Origin of the sequence: Rhizobium chutanense, assembly GCF_002531935.1 — a bacterium.
Lineage (GTDB): Bacteria > Pseudomonadota > Alphaproteobacteria > Rhizobiales > Rhizobiaceae > Rhizobium > Rhizobium chutanense.
In genome coordinates, this window is sequence record NZ_NWSV01000013.1 from 91,604 (window position 1) to 111,570 (window position 19,967).

The 19,967-nt window shown below is 62.7% G+C and carries 18 protein-coding genes; 2 read left to right on the forward strand and 16 right to left on the reverse strand.

What is annotated here, in order from left to right; genetic code table 11:
* Positions 1-18: 18 nt before the first annotated feature.
* Together CO666_RS19845 and CO666_RS19850 are read left to right on the forward strand one after the other, a co-directional pair.
* On the forward strand, positions 19-735 hold the full coding sequence (locus tag CO666_RS19845) for a hypothetical protein (RefSeq protein ID WP_179869726.1): 717 nt from the start codon (positions 19-21) through the stop codon (positions 733-735).
* Between the two features lie 69 nt (positions 736-804).
* On the forward strand, positions 805-1,209 hold the full coding sequence (locus CO666_RS19850; RefSeq protein WP_097613913.1) for a hypothetical protein: 405 nt from the start codon (positions 805-807) through the stop codon (positions 1,207-1,209).
* A gap of 88 nt (positions 1,210-1,297) precedes the next feature.
* Here CO666_RS19850 and CO666_RS19855 read toward each other — a convergent pair whose 3' ends face one another.
* The 16 genes from CO666_RS19855 to CO666_RS19930 form a co-directional block, all read right to left on the reverse strand.
* Positions 1,298-1,999 carry an HpcH/HpaI aldolase family protein gene (locus CO666_RS19855; RefSeq protein ID WP_097613914.1) on the reverse strand — a complete coding sequence of 234 codons (702 nt, stop codon included), beginning with the start codon at positions 1,997-1,999 and terminating at the stop codon, positions 1,298-1,300.
* A gap of 16 nt (positions 2,000-2,015) precedes the next feature.
* Positions 2,016-2,819 (reverse strand): SDR family oxidoreductase, encoded by an 804-nt coding sequence (locus CO666_RS19860; protein ID WP_097613915.1) that lies wholly within the window; start codon positions 2,817-2,819, stop codon positions 2,016-2,018.
* A gap of 9 nt (positions 2,820-2,828) precedes the next feature.
* Positions 2,829-4,505, reverse strand: coding sequence for a hydantoinase B/oxoprolinase family protein (locus CO666_RS19865; RefSeq protein WP_097613916.1), 1,677 nt, complete (start codon positions 4,503-4,505; stop codon positions 2,829-2,831).
* Positions 4,506-4,516: 11 nt separating this feature from the next.
* The gene (locus tag CO666_RS19870; RefSeq protein WP_097613917.1) at positions 4,517-6,580 is read right to left on the reverse strand and encodes a hydantoinase/oxoprolinase family protein; all 2,064 of its coding nucleotides are present in this window, start codon (positions 6,578-6,580) and stop codon (positions 4,517-4,519) included.
* 193 nt (positions 6,581-6,773) lie between these two features.
* Entirely contained in the window at positions 6,774-7,712 is a 939-nt protein-coding gene (gene nac / locus CO666_RS19875) for a nitrogen assimilation transcriptional regulator NAC (protein ID WP_097613918.1), read from the reverse strand.
* Between the two features lie 92 nt (positions 7,713-7,804).
* Positions 7,805-9,013: an aspartate transaminase gene (locus CO666_RS19880; protein ID WP_097613919.1), complete on the reverse strand. Its 1,209-nt coding sequence runs from the start codon at positions 9,011-9,013 to the stop codon at positions 7,805-7,807.
* A 29-nt stretch (positions 9,014-9,042) separates the two neighbouring features.
* Entirely contained in the window at positions 9,043-9,786 is a 744-nt protein-coding gene (locus CO666_RS19885; protein WP_097613920.1) for a branched-chain amino acid ABC transporter ATP-binding protein, read from the reverse strand.
* On the reverse strand, positions 9,776-10,549 hold the full coding sequence (locus CO666_RS19890; RefSeq protein ID WP_097613921.1) for an ABC transporter ATP-binding protein: 774 nt from the start codon (positions 10,547-10,549) through the stop codon (positions 9,776-9,778). The genes CO666_RS19885 and CO666_RS19890 overlap by 11 nt, the downstream gene beginning before the upstream one ends.
* Positions 10,546-11,532, reverse strand: coding sequence for a branched-chain amino acid ABC transporter permease (locus CO666_RS19895; RefSeq protein WP_097613922.1), 987 nt, complete (start codon positions 11,530-11,532; stop codon positions 10,546-10,548). The genes CO666_RS19890 and CO666_RS19895 overlap by 4 nt, the downstream gene beginning before the upstream one ends.
* Before the next feature lie 44 nt (positions 11,533-11,576).
* Positions 11,577-12,449, reverse strand: a complete 873-nt coding sequence (locus CO666_RS19900; RefSeq protein ID WP_097613923.1) for a branched-chain amino acid ABC transporter permease — start codon at positions 12,447-12,449, stop codon at positions 11,577-11,579.
* A gap of 22 nt (positions 12,450-12,471) precedes the next feature.
* Entirely contained in the window at positions 12,472-13,665 is a 1,194-nt protein-coding gene (locus CO666_RS19905) for an ABC transporter substrate-binding protein (protein ID WP_097613924.1), read from the reverse strand.
* A gap of 404 nt (positions 13,666-14,069) precedes the next feature.
* Positions 14,070-15,416: an NAD(P)/FAD-dependent oxidoreductase gene (locus tag CO666_RS19910; RefSeq protein ID WP_097613925.1), complete on the reverse strand. Its 1,347-nt coding sequence runs from the start codon at positions 15,414-15,416 to the stop codon at positions 14,070-14,072.
* A gap of 1 nt (position 15,417) precedes the next feature.
* The gene (locus CO666_RS19915; RefSeq protein ID WP_097613926.1) at positions 15,418-16,305 is read right to left on the reverse strand and encodes a dihydrodipicolinate synthase family protein; all 888 of its coding nucleotides are present in this window, start codon (positions 16,303-16,305) and stop codon (positions 15,418-15,420) included.
* 132 nt (positions 16,306-16,437) lie between these two features.
* Complete coding sequence (locus CO666_RS19920; protein ID WP_097613927.1) at positions 16,438-17,130, reverse strand: GntR family transcriptional regulator; 693 nt, start codon at positions 17,128-17,130, stop codon at positions 16,438-16,440.
* A 384-nt stretch (positions 17,131-17,514) separates the two neighbouring features.
* Positions 17,515-18,549, reverse strand: coding sequence for an L-idonate 5-dehydrogenase (locus tag CO666_RS19925; protein WP_097613928.1), 1,035 nt, complete (start codon positions 18,547-18,549; stop codon positions 17,515-17,517).
* 10 nt (positions 18,550-18,559) lie between these two features.
* Positions 18,560-19,966: a TRAP transporter large permease gene (locus tag CO666_RS19930; protein WP_097613929.1), complete on the reverse strand. Its 1,407-nt coding sequence runs from the start codon at positions 19,964-19,966 to the stop codon at positions 18,560-18,562.
* Position 19,967: the final 1 nt, after the last annotated feature.

Consider the following 19,967-nt stretch of genomic DNA (forward strand, 5'->3'; position numbering starts at 1 on the left):
ACGGGAGTGTCGCACGCCATGACCAGTTCGTCCTACCAGATCATCGTTCGGAACCTGTCGCAGACAACGCAATATTTTTATATCTTCCAGAAGCAGGCCGCATTCCCTTCGTTGGTCGGCCCTTCGGTTCTCAGCAGCAGCCTCGGCTGCCAAAGCGTCGGCAATTACGCGAGTTCGGGAGCCCAGATCAATTTCGGTCTGGACAGACAGATCTATGCGGGCGCCCTCAGCACGATGCAATCGGCGCCCTCCTCGCAGCTTATCGCGCTCATCGCGCTCGATGCCACCACGCGATCGATCGTCACCAGCACCACGGCGGCCCGCGCGATTACGCTCACCGCAGCCGGCGGCGAGCCGAACAATTGCACGAGCTTGACGCTCGATCCGCTGGGACTTTCCGCGCCCGCTTACCAATCCGGGGTTCCGGTCGGCGCCTTTGCCATGAACGTGCCCACCTATACGCCCTTACCGGCTCCGGAGCTTTATTGCGGCGTCGCCGCCTTGAACAACGACCAGGCAATCATCCTGTCGAGCTTCGTTGCCCCTGTCCCCAACGCCGTCATGAGCTGCATTCCGCAGCAGATCTTTTTCGTGAAGACGAGTTACCAGCCCGCAGGAACGGTTGTGCCCTATGACGACACCAACGCCGCCCGCTGCGATTTCACCACCGGCTACGGGACCTACACCGTGACTTACAACGCTGACGGAACGTTTTCGGCGACAGGAGGACCATAGATCCAGAATTCCATTCATCACCGACGATCGAGCAGACCATCAAACGCTTGAATCAAAAGGAGAACAACAATGCTACGGAACACCTCGACATTCGCCGGCCAAACAGTCTGCCGCGGCAAAATCGCCGCCGCGCTCGCCATTGCCAGCCTCTCTCTGCTGGCAACCGCGCTGCCCGCCGCCGCGCAACTCGCCTTTTCGCCCGATTGCCGGAACCATCAACCGATCGCCGTCGTGCCGCCGCAGGATGCGATCCTGTTCACCAAGCAGCCGGCGCCGCATCCGAATGGAACCGCCTCGATATTTGCGATCAACGGCTTGGACACCTATGTCATTCCGGCCGGAGCCAACTCCTGCGTCGTCGCAGCCCCTCATGCCAATGACGATTATTGCTTCATTGCCCGCAACGACAACACGATCGACGGCGTCGGTTTTGCCGCCATTCGAAATCCGGGCGGCCTGACTGCCTGCCAGTAGGAGGCAAAGCTCCTCCGCAAAACAGGTCCTCTCTTCGTCTTGGCCGAAGGTTTAAGGCGGGAGAGGAAATAGAGTCGGATCCCGCGTGCTACCGCGCGAGCGTCTGCCTGATGCCGGCAATCCCGCGGCGCAGGAAGGGATCAGTGTGGATGTAGAAGAACTGGACCCCCTTCTGCAGCCAATGCGGCAGTTCGTCGGCGGTGGCAAGCGTGCCGGCAACCTTGCCGGCCGCACGGATCTTGTCGACGGCAACCGCGACCTTGTCCATAACCGCTTCGGGACGCGGCTCGCCGAAGGGCGGGGCCGGCGGATAGCCCATATCCTGCGAGAGATCGCCGGGTCCGATGAAGAAGACGTCGATGCCGTCGACCTTCAGCATGTCGTCGAGATTGTCGACGGCATCTACCGTCTCGATCATCGCCACCACCAGGCGCTTGTCGAAGTCGGAGGGAAGAGCGTAACGGACGGCATCGACGATGGCGCGCGCCTGTTCGGCCGTATCCACCATCGGAACCATGATCCCGTCGGCGCCCGCGTTGAGGTAGCGGATGATGATCGGGCGCTCGTGCGAATGCGGCCGAATGATCGCCGCCCCGCCGACGGAGCGAACGATCTGCGCCGTCATGCGCACATCCTCGAAGCTCCAGCTTCCGTGTTCGCAGTCGACGAAGACGGAATCGGCGCCGAGTTCCACCAGCCGAGCTGCCAGGCCCGACGAGGAATGATGCGGCGTATACATGGTGACGGCCTCGCCGGCCAACAGCCGCGCGCGCAACTTCGCTCCGTTCATCGATATTCTCCCAATTCTACTTTTTCGGCATATCCGGCGTATCGGCCGGCGCTCCGACCCAACGGGCAATTTCGATATCCGCCGACGTGTCCCGCATGAATGTCGGGCAGATGTGCAGCTCGGGGATCACGGCGCTCTTGTTCAGGCTGGCGCAGAGGACGATCGCACGGGCGACGTCATGAGGATCCATCATGACGGCACGTTCCTCCTGCAGAGGCGGACGCGCGCGATTATCCATGATCGGCGTATTCGTCTCGCCGGGCAGGATCGTCGTCGCCCGGATCCCCTGATTGCGATAGGTATTGTGCAGGAAGGTCATGAAGTTCTTCACGCCGGCCTTGGCCGCACCATAGGCCGCGCCGCCGAGCAGGTTGGGGTTGATCACGGCAAGCGACGAGACCGTGATGATCGTCCCCTCGCCCTTAGCGATCATGTCCGGAAGCACCGCCTGGGTCAGGTTAAAGACGGCCGTCAGATTGACGTTGATGGTGGAGATCCACTCGGCCTCGCTCAGGAAGCGCGCGTTCAGCACCTTGCTGGCACTGCCGGCATTGTTCACCAGGATGTCGACGGGTCCAACGCTGTCCTTGATCTGCTTTACCCCGGCGAAGATCTCTTCGCGCCTCTCGATATCGAGCGCGTGCGCGACGGCCTTGCCGCCAGCCTCCTCGATCAAGGCCGCCACCTCGCGCAGCGGTTCGATCCGCCGCCCGGTCAGCACGGTGGTGGCGCCGTCCTTTGCCAGCAGTAGGGCGGTCTCGCGACCGATCCCGGAGCCGGCGCCCGTCACCAGAGCGATTTTTCCTTGCAGAAGTCCCATGTCTTTTCCCTATTCGGCCGCAGCAGCGATCGGGCCAGAATAGCCGTAAATTTCCCGCGCAGCCCTGGCCGTGATCAGGTTTTCGGAAAGATCCTGCTCGATGAGGGCGCGTGAACGATCGCTGGCAAGTCCCCAACCGCCGCCGCCCGGCGTCTCGACCTCGAGGCGCTGGCCGGTCTTCAGGACCACCTTGCCCTTCGGGAACTGAGGCTTGCCGTCCTTCAGGACCTTTCCGGCCGATCCGCTCTGCCCTTCGACGACGCCGAAGCAGGGATGGCGGACACGCTCGGAGGCGAGATAGATGTTCATCGGGCTCTTGCCGAGGTTGCGCAGCACGACACGCTGGCCGAGACCGCCGCGATATTTGCCTGCGCCGCCGGAGTCGGCGATCAGTTCCTTCCGTTCGGTCAGGACCGGCACGGCAACCTCGAACATCTCGATGGCCGTCACCTTGCAGTTCGAGGGGAAGCTCAGCGTGTCCAGGCCATCGAGCTCGGCGCGCGCGCCCTGCCCGCCATGGAAATTCTGGACGGAGCCATATTGCGAACCGTCGTTGCGCTGGCCGACGCAATTGGCGGCCCAGATCGGAGCGCCGCCGCTGTCGCCCATGACCTTCTCGGGCACGACGCCTTCGAGCGCCTTGAAGATCAGCGAGGGAATGACGTGGCCGATCAGGTTCCGCGAATTGCCCGCCGTCCAGTGCTGCGGATTGAGAATGCAGCCGAGCGGAGCCTCGTCGGTGATCGGGACGATACAGCCCTCGTTGTTCGGCGTTTCGGGGTCGAGCAGGCATTTCAGCGCATAGACGGAATGGGCGTAGCGATAATTCGTCCGGCAGTTGATCGAATGCAAAACCTGGTCCGACGTGCCGGTATAGTCGACATGAACGGAGTCATCCCTGATGATGACCGAAGCCTTCAGCGTCACGTCGACATCGTAACCGTCGAGCAGAACCTCGGCGGCATAAGTGCCGTTCGGCCATTCGCGGATCGCCTTGCGGGTCTGCGCTTCGGAGCGGGAATGGATGGCGCTGGCCAGGCCCTCGACATCGTCGAGACCGTACTCGTCGAGGAATTTGACGAGTTCGCGGCCCATGACGTTGTTGGCGGCGATCATCGATTCCAGATCGCCCCGCACCTCTGTCGGAAGGCGGACCGAGGCTTCGATGATGTCGAAGACGTCCTGGTTCGGAATACCGGCCTTCAGCAGCTTGACGATCGGGAAGCGGATACCCTCCTCATAGATGTCGCTCGCTTCGGAATGCAGCGGCGCGCCACCGATATCGGGAAGATGGGCGATGGAGCCGGCATAGGCGACGACCTTGCCGTTCTTGAAGATCGGCGTGATCATCGTGACGTCGGGAAGATGGCCGGTGCCGATCTCCGGATCGTTGGTCGCCAGCACGTCGCCCTCTTCGAGCCTGTCGGCCGGGAATTTCGGCAGGAAATAGTTCTGGGCCGCGGCCGGCAGCGAGGTGATGAAAACCGGGATCGACCAGGTGCATTGCGCCAGTGCCCGTCCCCTGCTGTCGAGGAGCACGGTGACGTAATCGTGATTCTCGCGGACGATCGGCGAGAATGCCGTCTTGCCGAGAACGTTGTCGGCCTGGTCGGCGATGAAGATCAGGCGGTTCCACATGACCTGAAGATTGATCGGGTCGTTGAAATCGGTGGCGGGTTTCGACATCAGAGTCCCTCTTAGTGAATGTTGATCACGAGGTTGCCATGGGCATCCACATGGAAGACGCCGCTGGGGCCGACGACCGCGGTCGATTCACGCTGCTCGACGATTGCCGGACCCTTGACCTCTTCGCCGACGGGAAGCTTGTAATGGTCGTAGACCGCGGTCTCGGCAAAGCCGCCGATCTCCTGGAAATAGACTTTGCGGCTGCCCTTCCTGGCGTCGGCAACGACGGTCTCGTGCGGGCGCGTGACCTGATCCTTTTCGCCGCCGGCGCGCAGGCGCCAAGTGATGACCTCCAGCGGAGCGGCAACGGTACGGCCGAACAATTCGCGGTAGAGCTTGAAGAAATTGCCGCGGAGCTCGCTGAGGAATTCCTCCTTCGGCAAGGTCCGGTCCGGCAGAGCCACGGTGATTTCATGGCCCTGGCCGACATGTCGCATGTCGACGGTGTAGCGGTTGCCGATCGTATCCTTCGGGACGCCGGCCGCCGACACGACTTCGGCGCCCTGGGCCGAAAGCTCGTCCAGCAGGCGGTTCATGGCTTCGACATCCCAGGCGTCGAGCACCATCGGATGGCTTGCGGAAAGATCGACGGCCACGGGCGCGATCAACAGGCCGATCGCCGAGCTGACACCCGCGCCGGTCGGGCAGATGATGCGGGAAATGCCGAGCTTGCGGGCAATGCCATAGGCGTGAACCGGGCCGGCGCCGCCGAAGGCCACCATCGGCAGCGAACGGGGATCGACGCCGAGATCGGTCGCATGCATGGCGGCCGCCTTGCTCATGGATTCATTGACGAGGTCATGGATGCCCCATGCGCAGCGTTCGACCGAAACATCGAGCGAGGCGGCGAGTTTGGCCATCGCCTCGTGAGCGGCCTCTCGGGAAACCTTGAACGACCCGCCGACGAAGGATTCGGTGCCCATATATCCGAGCAGGATGTCGGCATCCGTAACGGTCGGCTGGGTGCCGCCGCGCTGATAGGCGGCCGGTCCGGGCATGGCGCCTGCGGAGTGCGGGCCGACGTCGAGCAGGCCGAGAGGGTTCTTGGCGGCGATCGAACCGCCGCCCGCGCCGATCTCGATCATCTGGATCGACTGGATCTTCAGCGGGAAACCGGATCCCTTGCGGAAACGCTGATAATGGGCGACTTCGAGATCGGTGCCGACATTCGGCTCACCGTCCGGGATCAGGCAGAGCTTGGCGGTCGTGCCGCCCATGTCGAAGGAGAGGACACTCGCCTCTCCTGCCGTGCGGCCGAACTCGGCTGCGGCGACTGCACCGGCCGCAGGGCCTGACTCGATCAGGCGAACCGGCAGCTCTGCGGCGCGCCGGCTCGGCACCAGCCCGCCCGAGGAGGTCATCCACAGGACCTGGCGATTAATGCCCTTGGCCGCGAATTCACGCTGAAGATGGGCGACGTGGCCGGCCATCTGCGGCCTGGTATAGGCGTTGACGACAGTCGTCGAGGCGCGGTCGAATTCGCGCATCTCGGGGCAGACTTCGGACGACAGCGAGACGAAGATATCGGGGTCTTCCTCGCGCAGCAGCGCTGCGACGCGCTGCTCGTGCTGCGGATATTTATAGGCATGGAGCAGGCAGACGGCGACGGAGCGGATGCCCTTTTCTTTCAGGCGGCCGGCGATCTCGCGGACCGTCTCTTCCTTGAGCTCGGTCATCACGGAACCGTCGGCGGCGATCCGCTCCCTGGCGCCGAAGCTGTTGGCGCGGGTGACCAGCGGGTCGGGATATTTGATGTTCAGGTCGTAGAGGTCGTAGCGCCCTTCGTTGCGGATACGCAGCATATCCTGGAAGCCGTCGGTGGTGACGAAGCCGGTCTCCACACCCTTGCGCTCGAGAACGGCGTTGGTGACCACGGTGGTGGCGCCCAGCACCTGCAGCCTGTCGATGGCGATGGTGCCGGCGAATTTCTCCAGCAATTCGGATACACCCTGCACGACGGCTTCGGCCGGGTTCTTCGGCGTGCTCAGGACTTTGTGGAGGTGGAGGTCGCCCCTGTCGTCCAGGAGCGCGAAGTCGGTAAAGGTACCACCCGTGTCGAAAGCCAGTTTTGCCATGTTGTCCTCGAAGCGACTGTTCGGCGCGGCAGGCGCCGCTATGCGGATCCGATGCCCGGACCCGGTGTCTGCTTGAAGGTTAGGGGAATGGCCGGCGCGTTGGCTAACACAACTACAGTCTGCCGCTATAGGGTTTGCTTATGGCGACGCGGCGATCCGCCATCGGACTGCCGTGGCGAAGACCAACTGCCGGTTAGGCCGGCTTAATCCCCTGGTGATGACTGCTCATCAGCTTGCCGACGACATCGAGCAGAACCGAGCGTGCGGCGATGGCGGGTTCCGACAGGGGAAGATGATCGGCGACGCAGAGCGACACGGTCGCGTCGATCACCGGCTTCGTCAGCGCCCGCACCTGCGCGCCGGAGAAGATCGCCGCCTCGGTGACCACCGAAGCCGGGAGAATGGTCGATCCAAGCCCTTCGAGAACAGCCGCGCTGAGGGCCGGCACGGATTCGATTTCCGAGACGACCTCAGGGGTGGCCCTGGCTCTCGCCAGCGCGTCGTCGATCAGCCGGCGGAGCAGATGGGCCTTGCTGGGAAGAAGCAGCGGGATTTCCTGGAGAGCGGCAAGCGGCAGCGGCGCGCTGCTGTCGCCGGGGAGTTCGATGCCCGGCGGCGAGACGAGGAACATTTCCTCGCGAAACAATGGCTGCAGCGTGACGCCCTTGATCGGCGCAGCAGCATAGATCAGCGCCATATCCATCTTGCCCGTCATGATCAGCTCGCTCAGGATCTGGCCGAAACTGTCATTGATGTGGACAACGATATGGGGATGCCTCGCTTTCATTTCCTTCAGGATCGGCAGCGACAAGGCGCTTGACGAGGAATAGGTCGCCAGTCCAATCGAGACGCGGCCCGCCACCGACTTGGCGGACTGATCGATATCGACCTGCGCCTGCTCGATCTGCTTCAGCATCAGCTGCGCATGCCGATAGAGGATGAGCCCCGCCTCCGTCGGCGTGATGCCGACATTGCTGCGGATGAGAAGCTTGTGCTTGAAATGCGCCTCGAGAGAGGCGATCTGCTGCGACAGCGCCGGCTGCGCCGTCCTCAGAAGGCTTGCCGCGCGCGATACGCTGCCGGTATCGACGATCTTGACGAAGCTCTTCAGTTTTCGGAAATCGACGCTCATGGCCACCGGCTTCTTGTTTCATGCAAAACGTAAAGCCTGCGGCCGGAGGGACGCAAGTCCCACCATACACAAGTCTCCCTGGCTTTTCGCGGTTAACGCAGCTCGGCAACGGCCCGTTCGATGCGGTCACATGCCTGGGTGATCGTCTCCATCGACGTCGCGATCGAGAGGCGGAAATGCGGCGATACGCCGTAGGCAGCCCCCTGCAGCGCCGCGACCCCGACGCCATCGAGCAGATAGAGCACGAAATCGAGGTCCGTCTCGATCGTCTTGCCTTCAGGCGTCTTCCTGCCGATGACACCGGCGCAGTTCGGAAACAGATAGAACGCCCCGTCAGGCACGAGGCAGGAGAGGCCGGGCACGGCATTGAGCCGCGCGCACGCATAATCCCGGCGCTCTTTGTAAAGCTTGACACTTTCGCCGACGAATGACTGGTCCGAAGACAGCGCATAAGCGGCGGCGGCCTGACTGACCGACGACGGGCAGGACGACATCTGCGACTGCAGCTTGTTGATGGCGGCGATCAATGCGGCCGGACCCGCCGCGTAGCCGATACGCCATCCGGTCATGGCATAGGACTTAGAGACGCCGTTGGTCAGGAGAACCCGCTCCTTCAGTTCCGGGACGGCGGCAACCAGCGTCGTCATCGGCTCGTCCTTGAACCAGACCTGGTCGTAAATATCGTCTGACAGCACGAAGACGTGGGGATGGCGCAGCAGCACCTTGCCGAGGGCCTCGAGCTCGTGCCTGTCATAGGCCGCACCCGTCGGATTGGACGGCGCGTTGAGGATGAGCCACAGGGTCTTTGGCGTGATCGCCTTTTCCAAAGCCTCCGGCGTCAGCTTGAAGCCGGTTTCCTGCGGGCATTCGACAATGACCGGCTTGCCTTCGTTGGCGATGACCATATCGGGATAGGAAACCCAGTAAGGCGCGGGAATGATCACCTCGGCGTCTTTTTCGACGCTCGCCATCAGCGCGAGAAACAGAATCTGCTTGGCGCCGCCGCCGACGCAGATTTCATTGTCGGCATAGCCGAGGCCGAGCCGGCGCTTGAAATCGCCGATGATTGCCTTGCGCAGCGCCGGCGTGCCGTTGACGGCAGTATATTTCGTTTCGCCCCGGTCGATGGCCGCATGCGCCGCAGCCTTGATGTTGTCTGGCGTGTCGAAGTCCGGCTCGCCGACCGTCAGATCGACGATGTCGCGGCCTGCCGCCTTCAGTTCGCGCGCCCGGGCGGCCGCGGCCGTGCTGGGTGAAACCTTGATTCTCGACACGCGTGATGCAGGCACAAAAGTGCTCATTGGAATTTCCTCGTTTTGCGAGATCGGCTTCAGTGGACGGCTTCGGTTTCGCCGCGCATCTTCCCGGTCAGGAAAAGTTCGCCGAGTTCGTCGTGGGTGATGTCTTTCGGCAGGCCGTCCCAGATGACTTTGCCAAGTCTCAGGATGACCGCACGCTCCGCCACTTCCATAGCCTTCTTGGTGTTCTGCTCGACGAGCAAGATGGTCATGCCGTCGGCGTGAAGCCGAAGAAGTTCGTCGAAGACGATGCCGATCGCCGCCGGCGACAGCCCAACCGATGGCTCGTCGACCAGCAGCACCTTCGGCCGCTGCAGCACCGCCATCGCCACTTCGAGCAGCTGCTGTTCGCCGCCGGACATGTTGCCGGCGAGTGTCGCGCGGCGCGTCTTGAGGATCGGAAAGAGGTCGTAGACGTAGTCGCGGTCGGCCTTCACTCTGGCGTCGCGCAGGGTATAGGCCGCCATCTGAAGATTTTCGTCGACGGTCATGACAGGGAAGTTGCAGCGCCCCTGCGGCACGAAGGAAATCCCCTCGCCCAGAATGGCCCTGGACTTGCTGCCGGCAATGTTCTTGCCGCGCCAGTCGATGTTGCCCTGCTTGATCGTCGTCATGCCGTAGAGCGTCTTGAGGAGCGTGGATTTGCCCGCCCCGTTCGGCCCCATCAGCGCCACGAACTGTCCCGCCGGCACGTCGAGTTCGACGCCGTTGAGGATGTCCAGATTGCCGTAACCTGCACGCAGGTCACGGATCGAAAGGTTCGAATTACCCGCCAAGATAGGCCTCCCTGACGCGCTGATCCTGAATGATGTCACCCGGCAAACCTTCGACGAGCTTGGCTCCCTGGTCGAGCACGATGACGCGCCGGCAGATGCTGGTGACGACATCGATATTGTGTTCGATCACCAGGAGGCTCACGCCGAGCGACTTGTTGGCATAGAGGATGGTGTCGACGACGCGTTCGATGATCTTCGGATTGATCCCGGCCATCGGCTCGTCCAGTAGGATGAGCTTGGGTTCAGGCATCAGCATCGATGCGAACTGGATGAGCTTCTGCTGTCCGCCCGACAGGTTGCCCGCCGGCTGGTGGCGTACATCCCAGAGACCCGCCATCTTGATCAGCTCGCGGGCTCTTTCCCTGAGACCCTCGATGCGCTGGCGGGACATCTTTCCCAAACCGAAGGTCGACGCGATGGACGGGAAGGTGAACATCTGACCGGCGATGACGAGGTTCTCCTCGACATCGAGCGACTTGAAGGTGACGGTCTTCTGGAAGGATCGCAGCATGCGGCCTTCCCTGGCGATGCGGTTCAGGGACCAGCCGGTGATGTCCTGTCCGTCGAGGACCACCGTGCCGGCGTCCGGCTTCGCAAGGCCGGTGCTGCAATCGAAGAAGGTCGATTTGCCCGATCCGTTCGGCCCGATCAGACCGGCGATCTCACCCCGGTCGATGTGAATGCTGACATCGTTGACAGCCTTGACCGCGCCGTAGGATTTGCTGAGGTTCTTGATCTCGAGAAGCGGAAGATGAGCGGTCATTTCGCACCTCCGATCGCATTCCAGAAGCGATTGATCAGCGGCGCGAACCCGTTCTTGAACCAGAAGACCAGGACGAGAAGGCTAAAGCCGTAGGCGATCATCCGCAATTCGGGGGTGATGCGCAGCGCCTCGGTCAGCCCGACGAAAAGCAGGCTGCCGAAGACGGTGCCGGAAATCATGCCCGCCCCGCCGCCGAGCACGATGATCAGCATCGTCGTCGAATAATACATCTGGAAGGTCAGCGGGCTGACGACCGTCAGGTAATAGGCGTAAAGGCAGCCGCCGATGCCGGCAAAGACGGCGCTGATCATGAAGACGATCAGCTTGTAGTGCCAGGTGGGGACGCCGAGAGATTCGGCGAGCGTTTCGTTCTCGCGGATCGCCACCATGTTGCGGCCGGCCGGCGAGCGGACGATCGCCCAGACGGCAAAGGTGGCGAGGATGCCGATGATCAAGGCGAGATAATAGAAGTTCGTCGTGCCTGACACCGTGAACGACAGCGGGCCCAGTTCGAAATAGGGTTTTGGAATGCCCGAAAGCCCCATATCGCCGCGGGTGAGCGAGATCCAGTTTTTGGCGATCGCCTGACCGATGATCACGAAACCGAGCGTACACATGACGAAGGACGTCGAGCGCAGCCGCAGGGCGGGAATGCCGAGCGGAAGAGCAAGGGCGCCGGAGACGGCGCCTGCAGCGATGAGATTGACGTAGAACGGCGTGCCGTAGGCGACGGCGAGAAGACCCGCCGTATAGGCGCCGATGCCGAAAAACGCCGCCTGGGCCAATGACAGAAGACCGGTATAGCCGACAAGCAGATTGAGCCCATGGGCCGGCAGCATGAAAATCAGGGCGATGATCAGCGAATGGGTGATGTAACGGCTGCCGATGAACGGGGCGGCGAGCGCGACGACGATCAGGACTGCGGCGAGCGGTATGCGAAGATCGCGCCTGCGTACCTGTTGAGCGGTTTCCGTCAGAGACATGTCGTGTCCTCGGTCGTTCGAGAAAGGTCGGCGGGCGCTGCTGCTTAGAAGCGCGCCTGCGTCGAAAAGAGCCCATGCGGCCGCCACATCAGCATCAGGATCAGCGTGGCGAAGCCGACGGTGTCGCGGAATTGCAGGCCGACATAGGTGGCGACCAGGCTCTCGGCCACGCCGAGGATCATCGCCGCAACGAACGTGCCGCGCACATTGCCCAAACCGCCCATGATGATGATCGGCAGCGTCTTGAAGGTGATCAGCTCGCCCATGCCGCCATAGACGCTGACATTGACCGGCGCCGTCAGAACCCCCGACAGTGCGGCGAGGCCAGCCCCCAGCATGAAGGTTCGAAGCACCACCTGCGGCACATCGATGCCGACGACGCCGCAGCACTCGACGTTCTGGGAAACGGCGCGCATCGCCATTCCCAGGCGGGTGTAGCTGACCATCAGTTCGAGGCCGATGAACACCAGCAAACAGACGACGAGAATGAGAATGCGCTGCTGGGCCAGGCTGAAGCCGAGGATGGAAACCGGCTCGATATAGCCTCCGGCGAAGAACTTGTAGCCTCCGCCGAAGACGAGAATGATGGTGTTCTGCAGGATCAGCGCGATGCCGAGGGTGGTGAGCACGCCCGACTCCGCGGGCGCGCCGACCATTCGGCGCATGACGAGTTGCCCGACCACATAGGCAACGACGATTGTCGCAAGAACCCCCACGACGATCGACGCTTCGTAAGACAGGCCGAGATAGTCGATTGCAAACCACGCCCCGAACGTGCCGAGCATGTAGTATTCGCCGTGAGCAAAGTTGATGGCTCTCAACACGCCGAAAATCATGGTCATGCCGACGGCGACGATGGCGTAAACGGAACCCGTGACGATGCCATTCACAGTTTGCTCAACGATGGTCGAGAGCATGGGCGTGCCTCCTCCCGGCAGATCAGTTGGCGGGGTACTGAATGTCCGCCGTATACGCACCCTTGATGCTCGGCTTGCCGTTTTCGATCTGCAGCAGGATCATCGGCAGGCGGGCCTGGTTGTGGTCGTCGAATGTGACCTCGCCGACCGGGCTCTTATACTTGATCTTCGAGAGTGCGTCGCGAACCTTCACCTTGTCGGCGCTGCCGGCCTGCTTGATCGCGGCTGCAAGCAGATTGACGGTATCCCAGTGAACATAGGCATGGTTGTTCGGGGCTTCGTTATAGGTCGCCGTGAACTTCTCGACGAAGGCCTTGCTTTCGGGCGAGTCGAACTGCGGAAGCCATGCGGCGGCTTCGACGGCGCCTTCGAGCGCCGACGGGGCCGATTTGATGGTCTTTTCCGTGTTGAACTCGCCGTTGCCGATCAGCGTGACCTTGCCGGCTATCCCGAGCTCCACCATCTGGCGGGCGACGATGGGCGTCGTATCGGCGAGGCCGTACATGATGATCGCCTGGGCGCCGTTGTCGCGGATCTTGGCGAGAACGCTGCGGAAGTCGACTTCGCCTTCCTTGTAATAGTCTTCGCTGAGGATCTCACCCTTGAAGTCGGGCAGATATTTCTTCGTGAAGGCGATCGCCGAGCGGCCGTAGTCGCTGTCGACGGAGAGCACCGCGAACTTGGTGAAGCCACGCTGTTCCGCGGCATATTTGGCGACGATCAGCGCCCGGTTCTCATCGGTGGGATAGTTGCGATAGGTCCATTTGAAACCGCCGACACCGGCCTGGTAGGTGATCTTCGGATTGGACGAGGCGGCATTCAGCAGAAGCACTTCGGCATCTTCGGCGACGGGCTGGATGGCGAGCGTCACCGAGCTGGAAACGTCGCCGATGATGAAGTCGACGCCATCCTGGTCGATCAGGCGACGGGCGGCCGAAACGCCTTCGACTGGTGTGCCCTGGCTGTCGGCATTCAGGAGTTCGATTTTCATCCCATTGACGCCGCCGGCATCATTGATGTCTTTGACGGCGAGTTCGGCGCCGTGCATCGAAAATGCGCCGTAGCGCGCATTCGGGCCGCTCATCGGCGCAACGAGTCCGAGTTTGATCGTCCCGTCCGCTGCCAGCGCGCCAGCCGGCAGGCCGGAAACGGCAACCGCCAGCGAAAGGACTGCTGTCGAAAGGAAAAGTGCTCTGCGGCTTACGGTAAGTTTCATGTTCCCACTCCATGTTCTCGGGTGCAAACGCTTGGGGCATAGCCCAGCATACTCCTGACCGCTTTCCGCGGTTCTTGTTGCGTCAGCCCAGCGCTGACACCGTCACAGTAGGTTCAGGAAAGCGTCGCTGGCCAACACAACTCCATTCTGCCGCTATAGCGTTTATTTATAGCGAACCGATCTATTCGGCATTGCGGGAACAGTTGTTCACCAGGGGGCCATCGGCAATATCGATGCCATCGTCGCGGCGCGCGGCGTCCGCTTTGTCGAGACGAAATCTCAAGATCGATGGCGGCATTCGCTCGCGGATGGAGCGGCGCGTGGTAATGCGGAGCCGGACGCCGCATGGCCGGCCTCGTGGTATCGTCAGCTGCGCCGCTGGCGCAGGTTGGAGATTCTCCTCGTCATTCGGGTCCGGCACGCCATTCGCGATAGGCGAGATGGGCCTTTGCGCCGATCGTCGTGAAAGGCTGCGGCGGCAATGCCGTCGGGGCAGCCAGGCGCGTATAGACGCGCCCGAGTTCGGATTCGTGTCCGAGCGCCAGTTCCGCGGCCGCGATCCCCGACGCCGTCGAGTTCGACGCGCCAAGGCCGTTGCAGCCGCATGCCGCGAATACGCCGCGCTCGATCTCGCCGAAGGCCGGGACATGATTGCGTGTGAGCGCCATGGCGCCGGCCCAGCGATATTGCATCCGGACGCCGCCGAGGGTGGGAAAGCGTTGGGAGAATTTGCTGTCGTGGAGGCGGCCGGCCCGCCGGATCGCGGCGTCGCTGATTTCGATGCCCGGATTGTAGCTGTAGCGCGAGCGCACCAGGATTCGATCGCCGCCGCTCGTGCCGATACGGCGGACGGTTGTTCCCATCGGTAGGGCCGGAGTGGCGGCCCACTTGCGCTCTCCATCAAGGCGCGAGGGGTCGAACTCCTCGGTGAGGGAGGCGTAGGTGAAGACGTGGAGCAAGCGCCCGCGGAAGAAGCCGAAGCTTTCGGCATGACCGTTGTTCGCCATGATGATCTTTGCCGCCTGCACGGACCCCTGCGGCGTCTTGACGAACCAGCCCGTGCCCAAGCGCTCGAAGGAGAGCGCCGGTGTCCGCTCGTAGAGGGCGACCGGCTCCTTCAGGCAGTCGGCGACCCCGCGTATATAGGCGGCGGGCTGCACGATGACCGTGCCGGGCGTGAACAGACCGGAGGTGTAGACCGGCGATCCCGTCACCGCCCGGATCTCCCTGAGTGTCAGGAGCCGGTGGGCTTCGCCCATTTTCGAGAGCTGCTGCGCATAATCCTCGAGGTGCTTGTCGCCTTCGGCGCTGATGGCGACGCTGTATCGGCCGCAGGGGTCGAAGATGTCCTTGCCCCAGCCGTTTTCGGCCGCCATCTCGCTCGCCAGAGCGATGGCCGAGCGCTGGATGAGCACGGACTGCCTGAACCTCGCCTCCGACTCTCCGCTGAAATCGTCGGACGAGACTTCATGCGGCAGATCGATAATGAAACCCGAATTGGCGCCTGCAGGCCCCTCGCCGACGACACCCGCTTCGAGGATGGCGACCCGCACGCCCGGGTCCAGGCGGGAGATGCGCCGGGCCGCGGAGAGGCCGGCGAAACCACCGCCGATGATCGCGACATCGGCAATGACCGATCCGTTCAGCGCGGGCCGTGGCGTGCGCGATGCAAGCGTGGCGACCCAGCCCGAAACGCCTGCGCGTTTCGGAAGCCTGGATGCAACGAAGACGTTCCTTGCGGCCTGGGTCACGTCAGATCGCTTCCCGCTCCATGAGCGCTTCGAGGGAGTGCCGAAGCGCCGGAAGCTTTTCCGGGGCAAGCGCGCGCAGCGGTTTGCGCGGAACGCCGGCGCCGTAACCCACCAGATCCGCCGCCGCATAGACGGACTGCACGTAATCGCCTTCCCAGATCAGCCCCATCGCCGGCTCCAGGATTTTCCAGAGCGCGCGGACCTCGTCCCATTTCCGCTCGGCGGCAGCCTCGACGAGGGCGACGCAGGTTTTCGGAGCGAAGTTCGCCCCACCCCAGATCAGGCCGTCGCATCCGGCATAGAGCGCGTAGGGAACGAGAGGGTCGGCGCCGTTCATAACGAACTTGCCGGTGCGGATGAGTGCGGCCTGCTTTCCGAGATCGCCGCCGCTGTCCTTGACGGCACAGAAGCCCGGGATTTCGTTCAGCTTGTCGAGCAGTTCGGGCGTGACGGCGACGCCGACCGCCTGGGGAACATTATAGCCGATCACCGGAAGACCGGCCTTCGCGACCTCGCTGTAGAAATCGAGGATGCCCTGGTCGTCGGTCGGCCCTTCGAAAAAGGGCGGCAGAACCATGACGGCTTCGGCGCCGGCGTCGCGCGCGCGGATGGTGCGCTCGACGACGTCCTCGACGAGGAGGGCGGAGGCCTGGGCGATCACCTTCGCCCGTCCGTTGACGATCCGCGCTCCGCGCCGGATCAGTTCCTCGGATTCCTCCTTGGAAAGGTAGACATGCATGCCGGTGCCGGAGCTGAACAGAAAACTCCTGACGCCTGCCGCAAGGTAGCGCTCGACATTGTGTTCGAGCCTTGCGTAGTCGATGCGTCCGGCGTCGTCGAACGGTGTAGTAATAGCAAGATTGAGGCCTGGAAACTGGAAGTCAGACATTCGTGTGTGTCCCGTGTTGGGCTGCCGAAAGGTCGAGCCAAATGGTCTTGATCTGGGTGTGTGCCTGCTTGCTCTGACGTTTGCTCATTGGTCTCGCCAGCAGTGTTCAATGCATTCTTCGAAACGCCGGCCCTAGAGGCTCGGCGCCTCCAGGCCCTCAGGGGCCGCGTACATGGCCATGTTTCGCCGTGAAAGTTCGAGGTGAAGCCGCGCCAGTTCTCCGGCCGCATCGGCGTCCCGCTTCTCGATGGTCGCGATCATCTCGTCGTGCTGCTGCGTGGCGAGCTCGAGCTCCTCCTGCATGCGCGGCGTGTTGGGATATTTGTAGAAGACCTTGCCGATGCGGGCGTGATCGATCTGCAGGCGCCGCAGGCTCGGAACCAGATAGACGTTATGCGCCATCTCGCCGATCTGGCGGTGGAACTGGTCATTGTAGAAGACGCGCCCCTCGACATCGCAGTTGTCGACCGACTTTCGAAATGACTGCTGAATCTTCTTGAGCACGTCGAGCTGCCCGCGCGTTCCGTTCTCGGCAGCCAGCCTGTTGGCGGTGATGTAGATCATCGGCGCAAGAAGAAAGAAGTCGCGCAGCGACTGGTAGCTCATCGAACTGACGCGTGCAGCGCGGTTGGCTTCCAGCTCGATATAACCTTCGCCAGCCATCTGGCGCATCAGCTCACGAACCGGCGGACGGGATAGGCCGAACTCTTCACTCAGCGCCACTTCGTCCAACACCGCCCCCGGCGGCAGTTCCATCGTAAGGATGCGCCTGCGGAGCGCAAGGCCAAGATTGCCTTTGCGGTCTGGGTTGATCTCGGCATCCATATCAATCTCTCCTACTTTGAGAAGACAATATGTAGACATAAGATAGGCGTCAATACTCCTTTGGAATTAGGACGCGCCACATCGTGCGAATTGTAGGGGAAGCGCTTGCCCGCGCCGATTGCTCCGCCCGTCGCAAGTTGCTGCAATTATTGGACAATCACCGATGGCGAGGCCGGCCTTCGGCCGATCCCGCCGGAATTGCTGACGGCGTCGATCGAATGTGGGAGGGGGTCTGTCGAGACTGCCGGAAACTCGATTGCGGCCCGAGGGCACAGCCAGGGTTATGGCTGTCGCCGCCGGCGTCTTGATAAAGAACACGTGGGAAAGATGCGCGGGAGCGATCCTTGCCGCTTCCTCTGCCGAACGCCCATTGCTGCGCCGGGCTTAAAAAATAAGCTGCACCTTGCAGGCGACCGTGCGGTCGCCGGCGAGGACGAAAGCGGCATCGGCTTGTTCGAGCGGCAGGCTGTGGCTGATGATCGGACGGACGTCGATCTTGCGGCTGGAAATCAGCTCCACGGCGGTAGCAAATTCCTCGTGGAAGCGCTGCGTTCCGTGGATGTGAAGCTCCTTGCCGACAATGGCGTTGAGGGGGATCGGGATCTCGCCTGTGACACCGACCTGCACGATCGTGCCGCGTGGCCTGATGGCGGCAATCGCGCTGCGGATCGCCGGGACTGCGGCCGAGCATTCGAAAACGAGATCGAAATAACCCTTTCCCGCCTCGAATTCGGCAAGCGCCTGGGCATCCCTAGCAACATTGATCGTACGGCTGGCGCCCATCGCCTTGGCCCGTTCCAGCGCCGCATCGGCAAGATCCGTCACGACGATCTCGCTTGCACCGTGATAACAGGCGACGGCGACCATCAGCGCGCCGATCGGCCCGGCCCCGGTGATGAGGACACGCTTGCCGGCGATATCTCCTGCGCGCGATGCAGCGTGCAGGCAGACGGAGAGCGGCTCGCTGCAGGCCGCTTCCGCGGCCGTTGTCGCGGGTCCTGCCGCAAAGCACTGCCTGGCCGGCACCACCAGCCATTCCCGGAACATGCCCTGCTCATGCGGCAGGCGCATCGCGCTGCCCATGAAGCGCATGCCAAGGCAGTGGATCGGCATGTCTTTGTCGCAATATTCGCAATGCCCGCAGGGCTGGCTGGGATTGACCGCCACCAGTGTCCCGACCGAGAGGCCGACGCCTTCGCCTGCCTGGCTCACGGTCCCCGATGCCTCGTGGCCCGGGATGATCGGTTCGCGAACCCTGACCGGCCCGAAGCCGCCGTCCTGATAATAATGCAGGTCGGAGCCGCAAATGCCCGCGGCCGCCATTTTGAGAAGCACCTCGCCGGGACCGGGGGCCGCAACCGCAGCGGTTTCGATCCTGAGATCGCCCTTTTGGTAAAGCCGTGCCAGACGTGTCTGCATTGTGCCCCTCCTATCTCAGCAGCCCGAGTTGCTGCGGCAGCCAGAGCGACACGGCCGGAACGAAGGTGATCAGGATCAGCGCCAGGAACAGCGGCACCAGCCAGGGCAGGATCGCCATGGTGGTGCGTTCGACAGACAGTTTCGCCACCCGCGACAGCACGAAAAGCACCATGCCGAGCGGTGGGTGCAGCAGGCCGATCATCAGGTTCAGCGTCATGATGAGGCCGAACTGGACCGGATCGATCCCGAACTTGACGACGATCGGCAGCAGGATCGGCACGAGGATGGTGATGGCGGCGATCGTATCCAGGAAGCAGCCGACGAACAGCATCAAGAGGTTTACCAGGATCAGGAAAACCCATTTGTTGTCGGTGATCGACAGGATCGCATCGGAGAGCAGCTGGGCCGCCTGGCTCACCGTCAGCAGCCAGGCGAAGACCGATGCCGCGGTGACGATGAAGAGAACCGATGCCGTCGTCTCGATCGTATCGAAGCTTGCCTTGGCGAGCGTCGAGGGCGTCATCGTGCGGTAGCGCACCAGGCCGAGGAACAGCGACCAGAGGACGGCGGCGACGGCGGCCTCGGTCGGCGTGAACCAGCCCATCGTCATGCCGCCGATCAGGATGACGGGTGTCATCAGCGCCATGACGGCGGAGAATCGGAAATACCAGTCCAGCGCCAGAAGCCCGGCAAGGGCAATGCCCGCCGCCGCATTCATCGAGACGCCGGCCAGCATCAAGAGATAGATGGCCACGGGCACCGCCAGGACGACGACGATTTCCAGTCCCGCCGACAGCAGCTGCCGGACATCGAACGGCGCGTCCGAGCCCCAGCGCTTCCAATAGGCGAAGGCGGCGACGGTGATCATCATCAAGAGCGTCATGACAACGCCGGGCAGGATGCCGGCCATGAAAAGAGCGCCGATCGAGACGTTCGCCATCATGCCATAGATCACGAAAGGCAGCGATGGCGGGAAGATCGGCCCGAGCGTGGCCGAAGCCGCCGTCACGCCGACCGCCGCCTCGACCGGATAGCCGTGATCCTTCATCGCCTTGATCTCGATCGTGCCGATCCCCGCCGCATCGGCAAGGGCGGTGCCGGACATGCCGGAGAAGATGACGGAACCGATGATGTTGACCTGCGCCAGCCCACCCTTCATCCAGCCGACGAGCGCCACCGCAAAGGAATAGATGCGGCCGGTGACACCAGCCGAGTTCATCAGATTGCCGGCGAGGATGAAGAAGGGGACGGCGAGCAGCGGAAAGCTTTCGACGCCGGCGATCATGCGCTGGGCGACGATGATGTCGGGGGCGACGCCGTAGAGGACGATGTACAGCACCGAGGCGACGGCCATCGAGATGGCAACAGGCACGCCGATCAGCATCAGCACCAGAAACGAACCAAGAAGCAGCAGCATC